Here is a 6,265-nt window from a genome sequence, read left to right on the forward strand (position 1 = left end):
GGGGACGTCTGCCGCCGCTCCCTGGCGGCAATGGCCCGATGCCCCCCGCGCTCGGGGGCGCGGCAGCCCTCCCCCCCCCGCGACCGTGCCGCTTCAGCAGCCACTCGACCCTCCCGCGGGACCTACGGTCAGGGCACCCCGGGCCACCGCACCGCCGCCCGCGCGTCGAGGCCGACGGCCATGACGGCGTCGACGGTAACCGGCGCACCATGCCCGGCCAGCCCCTCCGGCCGGCCCCTCCGCCCGCTACCGGAGCTGCCGCAGACGGGAGTTGGCGATGTTGCGGGTGCGCCGGGTGCGGCCGTTCCCGGCGAGCAGGCCCAGCGTGGCCCGGTCGGACGACTCCTCGGCGAGGCGTCCCTGGAGCCAGTTCTCCGCCGCGAGCAGCTGCTCCTCCTCCCACGGTTCGTCCAGGGCCGTCGCCCGCAGCAGCGCCCAGTTCCGCAGGCGCCGGGCGGTGAACGCGTCGGTGGCCACGACGCCCGCCAGCTCACGCCGCCAGGCCGGGAAGCCCGGGTCCGTCAGCAGTTCCGCCGCGCGCCGGTCCACGTACTCGCAGACCGCGCAGCTCGCCATCGGGCGATCGGGGTCGGTGAGCACCCGGGCCGCGAGGGCGGCCGCGTCCTCCGGAGCCACGTCCGCGAAGGCCCGGCGGTAGCGTGCGAACCGCACGTGCTCGTCCGGCTCGAAGCCGTCCGCACCGGCCGCTGCTGTCTCGCTCACCGGGGTTCCCTCTTCCGTCCTGTCGTGGCCGTTTGCCCGCCCGATGATCGCACGGCCGGTGGAGGGCGGGTCCGGCGCCGCCGTCGGCGGCCTCCTTGACCTGAAGTCGGCTTGAGCTTCTAGCCTTCACCCGATCGATCGTCGGGCGACAGGAGAGACCGCATGATTCTCGTGACCGGAGCCACCGGCAACATCGGACGTTCCCTGCTGGAGGAGCTGCGGGCCTTCGGGGCCGGCCCCCTGCGGGGCCTCACCCGGGACGGTGCCCGGGCCCGGTTCCCCGAGGGCGTGGAGGTGCGTGAGGGCGACCTCGCCGACCCGGCCTCCCTGGCGCCCGCCCTCGACGGGGTGCGCTCGCTGTTCCTGGTGTCGCGGATCGGCTCCGATGCCGGGATCCTCGACGCCGCCCGCCGCGCCGGCGTCGAGCACGTGGTGCTGGTGTCGTCCGTCACCGTCGAGACGCATCCGCACCTGGGCCCCGCCCGGGAGAACGCCGACGTCGAGCGGCTGGTCAGGGGCAGCGGCATGGCGTGGACGGTCCTGCGGCCGACCCAGTTCGCCTCCAACGCCCTGTGGTGGGCGTCGGCGATCCGTGAGCGGGGGACGGTCCGCGTGCCGTACGCGGACACCGGCCTGCCCACGATCCACCCGGCGGACGTCGCGGCGGTGGCGCGGGTGGCGCTGACCGGGCCTGGCCACCGGGGACGGGTGTACGCGCTGACCGGGCCGGAGCGGGTGACGGCCCGGCAGCAGGTGGCGGCCATCGCGGCGGCCCTCGGGCGGGCCGTGCCCCTCGCGGTGATCGGCCGGGCGGAGGCCCGGCGGGAGCTGGCCGAGGTCCTGGGAGCCGAGGCGGCGGACGCGGTGCTCGACCTGACGGGCGGGGACGTCAACGACGGCCTGATGGAGGTGCGCGACACCGTCGAGCGGGTCACCGGATCCCCCGCCAGGCCGTTCCACCACTGGGTCGCCGAGAACGTCGCCGCCTTCCGCTGACGATCCCCCCGCCCGTACCGGGCACGCCCCGCCCGGCCCGCAGCCCCGGCGCTCAGCCGATGGTCACCACCCGGGCCCACTCCGGCGGGGTGTCCGGCCGGTAGTCCGGCCGGTTCTCGTTGTACCGGACCGGCCTCGGGAAGAGGCCGACCACGGTGCGGCAGGGCGGGGCGGCGGAGGGCCACGGGGTCTGGCCGTCGGTCAGGACCACCACCACGTCCGGGCGGGGGTGGCCGCGCAGGGCGGTGCGGAAGCCGGTGCGCAGGTCGGTGCCGCCGCCACCGATCAGCGGGATGCCCTCGGCCCGGCAGAGCCGGTGGACGGCCTCGGCAGCCGCGTCGCAGGGGACCACGGTGACCTGGTCGGGGCGGCCGCCGACAGCCCGGCCGATCGCCGCGACCTCCAGCAGTGCGCTGCCCAGCTCCTCGTCCGAGACCGACCCGGAGGTGTCGATGATCACCGAGACCCGCGGTGGGCGCCGCCGAAGGCTCGGCAGCAGAACGCCCGGCACCCCGGCCGAGCGGCGGGCGGGGCGGCCGTAGCTGTAGTCCTCGCCCGCGCCGGGGCCCGAGACCGCCGAGCGCACGGCCGCGCCCAGCAACTGCCGCCACGGCTGCGGCGGGTGGAACGCCTCCTCGGCCCAGCGCTTCCAGCCGGCCGGGGCGGTGCCGGGGCGGGCCCGGATGCCCTCGGCGACCCGGAAGCGGACGGCGTCGCGCTCCTGGGCGGTGAGCCCGTGGGCGCCGTCGGGGCCGAGCTCCCACGGGCGGTCCAGGCCGTCGGCGCCGCTGCCGCACTCCAGCCAGGCGGCCTGCAGGCTGCGCGGGTGGAAGCGGTACCGGCGCAGGTACTCCTCCATGAGCAGTCCGTCCGGCAGCAGGAGCATCACCGGCCGGACGGCGCCGGCCGGGCGGGCCAGTCCGTCCCCGTACACGTCGTCGTTGATCTCGCAGTCGGCGGCGATGTTCATCCGCAGCCGGGCGGCCGGGCCCTCCAGGCCGAGCTCCCGGGCGATCCGGTCGCCGCGTCCGTGGTGGTCGCGCAGCAGGTGCGAGACCTCGTGCACCCAGACGCCGGCCAGCTGTTCCACGGGCGTGCGGGCGACGAAGGCCGGCGAGGCGTAGCAGCGCCAGTACCGGTCCACGGCCATGGTCGGCACCTGCCGGGACTCCACCAGGTGGAGCGCGAACAGTGCCGTCGCCAGGTACGGCCGGACCCGGGCGGCGTGCAGCCGGGCGGCGTACAGCTTCTCGACGTCCAGCGGCGCGGACGGCGCGGACGGCATGATCGCCGTGCCGGCCGTGCCTGCCGCCGCGCCCGTCGCCGTGCCGCTCATGGCCGCACCGCCCCGGGCTTCCGGGCACCGACGAGGTCGGCCCGGCGGGAGACGGCCAGCGCCGGGGCGAGCCGTTCGATCGCCGCCGGCACGTCCCAGTCCTCCCGGCGCAGCGAGGCCAGCGTGGTGGCCGGGACGACGAGCAGGTCCGGCGCGCCGGTCTCCAGCGCCCGGACCAGCAGGGCCCAGGCCGCGTCCCAGCGCGTCCGGTCGGGCCGGTTGCGGACCGCCGCGACCACCCCGTCCAGCACCGCCTGGCGCAGGTCCCCGCGATCGGGCAGCATCGCGGCGCCCGGGTCGGCGAGCAGGTCCTCCGGGTCCGGCAGGTCCATCCGGTCCATGTGCGCCATCAGCTCCAGCCCCGGACCGTCGCCGACCGCGCCGCGCACCAGCAGCGACAGCACCTCCCGGGAGGAACCGGCCGCGGTCGCGAAGGCGACCAGCCGCAGCGTCATGTCCCAGCTGCGCGGGGACGGCCAGGCGCCGCCGCGCCGGGTGTCGGTGGCGGGCAGCCGGTGCACCAGCTCGGGACGGGCGGTCAGCAGCCCGCACACCGAGCGCCGGGCCAGTGCGACGGCCGCCGACAGTGCCTGCGGGTCGAGCCGGGGCAGAGTGGCCACGGGCCAGACGCCGCCGAGGCCGCGCACCACCACCTCGTGGTCGTGCACCCACTGGAGGTGGACGAAGCGGTTGGCCAGCGGCGGGCTGAGCTCCCAGCCGTCGGCCGCCGAGGAGCGCGGGTTCGCGGCGGCCACGATCCGTACCCCGGGCGGGAGTTGCAGCGTGCCGATGCGCCGTTCCAGGACCAGCCGGAGCAGGGCGGCCTGGACGGCGGGCGGCGCGGTGGACAGCTCGTCCAGGAACAGGAGTCCGTGCCCGGCCCGCACCAGGCGCACCGCCCAGTCCGGCGGGGCCATCGGGACGCCCTGCTCTGCCGGGTCGTCGCCGACGATGGGCAGCCCGGAGAAGTCGGAGGGCTCGTGGACGCTGGCGATGACCGTGGTCAGCGGCAGCTCCAGGGCCTCGGCGAGCTGGTTGAGGGCGGCGGTCTTGCCGATGCCGGGCTCGCCCCAGAGCAGGACGGGAAGGTCGGCGGCGACGGCCAGGGTGAGCGCTTCCAGTTGGGTGTCGGCGCGCGGCTCGGTGGTGGTGTCGGACAGCAGGTCGAGCAGTCGGCGGGCGGTGCCGAGGCGGGTGGAGTCCGGTCCGGCGGTGTCGGGGCGGTCGGAGCCGGTGTCGAGGCCGGCGGCGTCGGGGCCGGCAGCGTCGAGGAGGGCAGCGTCGAGGAGGGCGGTTCCGGGCATGGGTGATCACCTCAAGGTGTGGAGAGGGCTTCGGTGGTGAACGGCGGGGTGCCGGCGTCAGCGCAGGGAGGCGGGGCGCGGGTGGGCGCGGAACGAGCCGCGGCGCGGGCGGGGGCGGGAGCCCGGACCGTGCGGGAGCGAGCCGTACCGCACGCGCGGCGACGGGTGGTCGACGATTTCGGGCCCGGTCAGCCCGGACCGATAGAGGCCGTACGCGATCCGCCGCTCCGCGGCCGCCGCCAGTTCGTCCCGCAGCGGTCCCTCGCGCAGCACCGCCTCCGGGCCGAGCAGGGCCTCGACCACGGCCAGTGCCCCGGCGAAGTCGCCGTGGTCCAACCGTTCGCGCACACCGTCCAGTTGGCCGGGGCTCCGGTGTGCCAGGTCGACAGCCCGCAGGCAGGGCAGCGGGGTGCCGGACAGGGCGGCGAGCAGCTCCTCGCGGCGCAGCTCGGCCGGGTCGTGGTCGAGCGGGGCGAGCACCCCGTCGACCGGCCCGATCCGGTGGCGCGCCCCTCGGCAGTCCACCGTCCGCTCGGCCGGGGGCGGGGCGCCGGTCCGCGCGGACGGGCCGGGCGGGTGCCCGGGCGCCAGCGCGGCCGCGACCAGCGGATGCAGCCGGTCGGCCTCGATCGCACCGCTGCGGAGCAGGTCGAGGTCGGGCGGCACCCAGGTCGCGGCATCGGGCAGCAGCGGCAGCCCCGAGAGGTCCCCGGAGGCCTCCGCCGTCGACCCGTCCGGCCGGAGCAGCAACCGCCGCCGGTGCCCGAGCCGCACCACGACGGGCCCGGCGGGGAGGCCGTCGGCGCGCAGCAGCAGCTCGGCCTCGGCGGCCCAGCGGTCGACGGCGCAGCGCAGTGCCGGATCGCCGATGTCCCTGCCTGGCAGTCCTGTTGGCGGATCCGCCGCGCCGGAGCGGACGGCCAGCTCCGCGCTGCGCCCGGCGTCCCAGAGGTGCCGGTGCAGGTCGTAGCGGAACCGGCGGCCGGGACGCGGCCGCGGGTGCGGCGACCGGGCGTCGTGCCCGGAGCCGTCCCAGAGCTCCAGGCCGACCCGCTGCCCGTACTCCGCCCAACCGGGCGGTGTGCGGACCACCAGGAAGACCGGCGGCTCGCCCGGGTACCGGGCCAGCGGCACGGTGAGCCCGGGCCGCAGCAGCCCGTCGGGGGCGGATCTCGGCAGGTGCCAGCGCAGCAACTCCGGAGCCAGGCAACGGAGATCCGCCCGGACCAGGTCTGCGATCTCCCGGCCGTGGACGCGGGTGACGTCCCGCAGGCGGAAGTCGACCTCGACATTGGCGGCGGCGCAGGCCCCGGCCCAGTCGCCGGACAGGCGGCGGGAGGTGGCGGTTTCGATCATGGAGGGCGGCACGGCGTACTCGCGTACGCGCCGCCAGAAGGAGAGGCGGGAGTCGTTCCCGTGCGCGGGGTGAGTGGGCATCAGCACTCACTCTTCGCGGACGGGACCCCCATTCTGTGAACAGCGTGAGTGGTCATCGCCGGGAGCATAGCGCCCCGCTCCGCCGCCCGCCACATCGTTTCGCCGCCCGGCCGTTCCGCGGCTCGGCCGGGTGCTCAAGGGCCGCTGGAGGCCAGGTCGAGACGGGTGGTCCGGGGCGGCCCGGGTGTGTTCTGGTGGAGGGCGGAGGGCGCGCGCGGAGGCGTAGACGCTGGCGCATGGAGCTGAGTGCGGAGGCTATGGTTCGCCGGCCCGGAGTGGCCTTGACTGGTGGACACGAGGACGGACGCGCAGGGTTGACGGAACCCGGCCGGTCCGACGATCCGAACAGGTTCCTACTCCGAGTGAGGGTGATTGTGATGGCTGGTGCGGTGGATCTCGCGGTCGAGTCCGGTGTGGTGCTGGTGGTCGGTGGGACGGGGAAGACGGGTCGTCGGGTGGCGGACCGGTT

General features: G+C 76.6%; 5 protein-coding genes. 1 reads left to right on the forward strand and 4 read right to left on the reverse strand.

Annotation, left to right across the window (positions count from 1 at the left end; translation table 11 throughout):
- Positions 1-246: 246 nt before the first annotated feature.
- Entirely contained in the window at positions 247-723 is a 477-nt protein-coding gene (locus ACFVUY_RS23830; RefSeq protein ID WP_387732972.1) for a hypothetical protein, read from the reverse strand.
- A 162-nt stretch (positions 724-885) separates the two neighbouring features.
- On the opposite strand from ACFVUY_RS23830, the gene ACFVUY_RS23835 reads away from it, so the two are divergent.
- On the forward strand, positions 886-1,719 hold the full coding sequence (locus ACFVUY_RS23835) for an NAD(P)H-binding protein (RefSeq protein WP_387687801.1): 834 nt from the start codon (positions 886-888) through the stop codon (positions 1,717-1,719).
- 52 nt (positions 1,720-1,771) lie between these two features.
- Here the strand turns inward: ACFVUY_RS23835 and ACFVUY_RS23840 are convergent, their stop codons facing one another.
- From ACFVUY_RS23840 to ACFVUY_RS23850, 3 genes are read right to left on the reverse strand one after another with little or no spacing between them, the layout of a single operon-like run.
- Positions 1,772-3,004, reverse strand: a complete 1,233-nt coding sequence (locus ACFVUY_RS23840) for a VWA-like domain-containing protein (protein WP_387732999.1) — start codon at positions 3,002-3,004, stop codon at positions 1,772-1,774.
- Positions 3,005-3,051: 47 nt separating this feature from the next.
- Positions 3,052-4,359 (reverse strand): AAA family ATPase, encoded by a 1,308-nt coding sequence (locus ACFVUY_RS23845; protein ID WP_387732975.1) that lies wholly within the window; start codon positions 4,357-4,359, stop codon positions 3,052-3,054.
- Positions 4,360-4,416: 57 nt separating this feature from the next.
- Positions 4,417-5,796, reverse strand: coding sequence for a hypothetical protein (locus tag ACFVUY_RS23850; protein ID WP_387732978.1), 1,380 nt, complete (start codon positions 5,794-5,796; stop codon positions 4,417-4,419).
- Positions 5,797-6,265 lie beyond the last annotated feature (469 nt).

Source organism: Kitasatospora sp. NPDC058063, assembly GCF_042885395.1.
GTDB lineage: Bacteria > Actinomycetota > Actinomycetes > Streptomycetales > Streptomycetaceae > Kitasatospora > Kitasatospora lactacystinica.

Bases quoted from the DNA above. Each gene is read 5' to 3' on its own strand.
- ACFVUY_RS23835 (WP_387687801.1), top strand. From the start codon at position 886: ATGATTCTCGTGACCGGAGCCACCGGCAACATCGGACGTTCCCTGCTG.
- ACFVUY_RS23840 (WP_387732999.1), bottom strand. From the start codon at position 3,004: ATGCCGTCCGCGCCGTCCGCGCCGCTGGACGTCGAGAAGCTGTACGCC.
- ACFVUY_RS23845 (WP_387732975.1), bottom strand. From the start codon at position 4,359: ATGCCCGGAACCGCCCTCCTCGACGCTGCCCTCCTCGACGCTGCCGGC.
- ACFVUY_RS23850 (WP_387732978.1), bottom strand. From the start codon at position 5,796: ATGCCCACTCACCCCGCGCACGGGAACGACTCCCGCCTCTCCTTCTGG.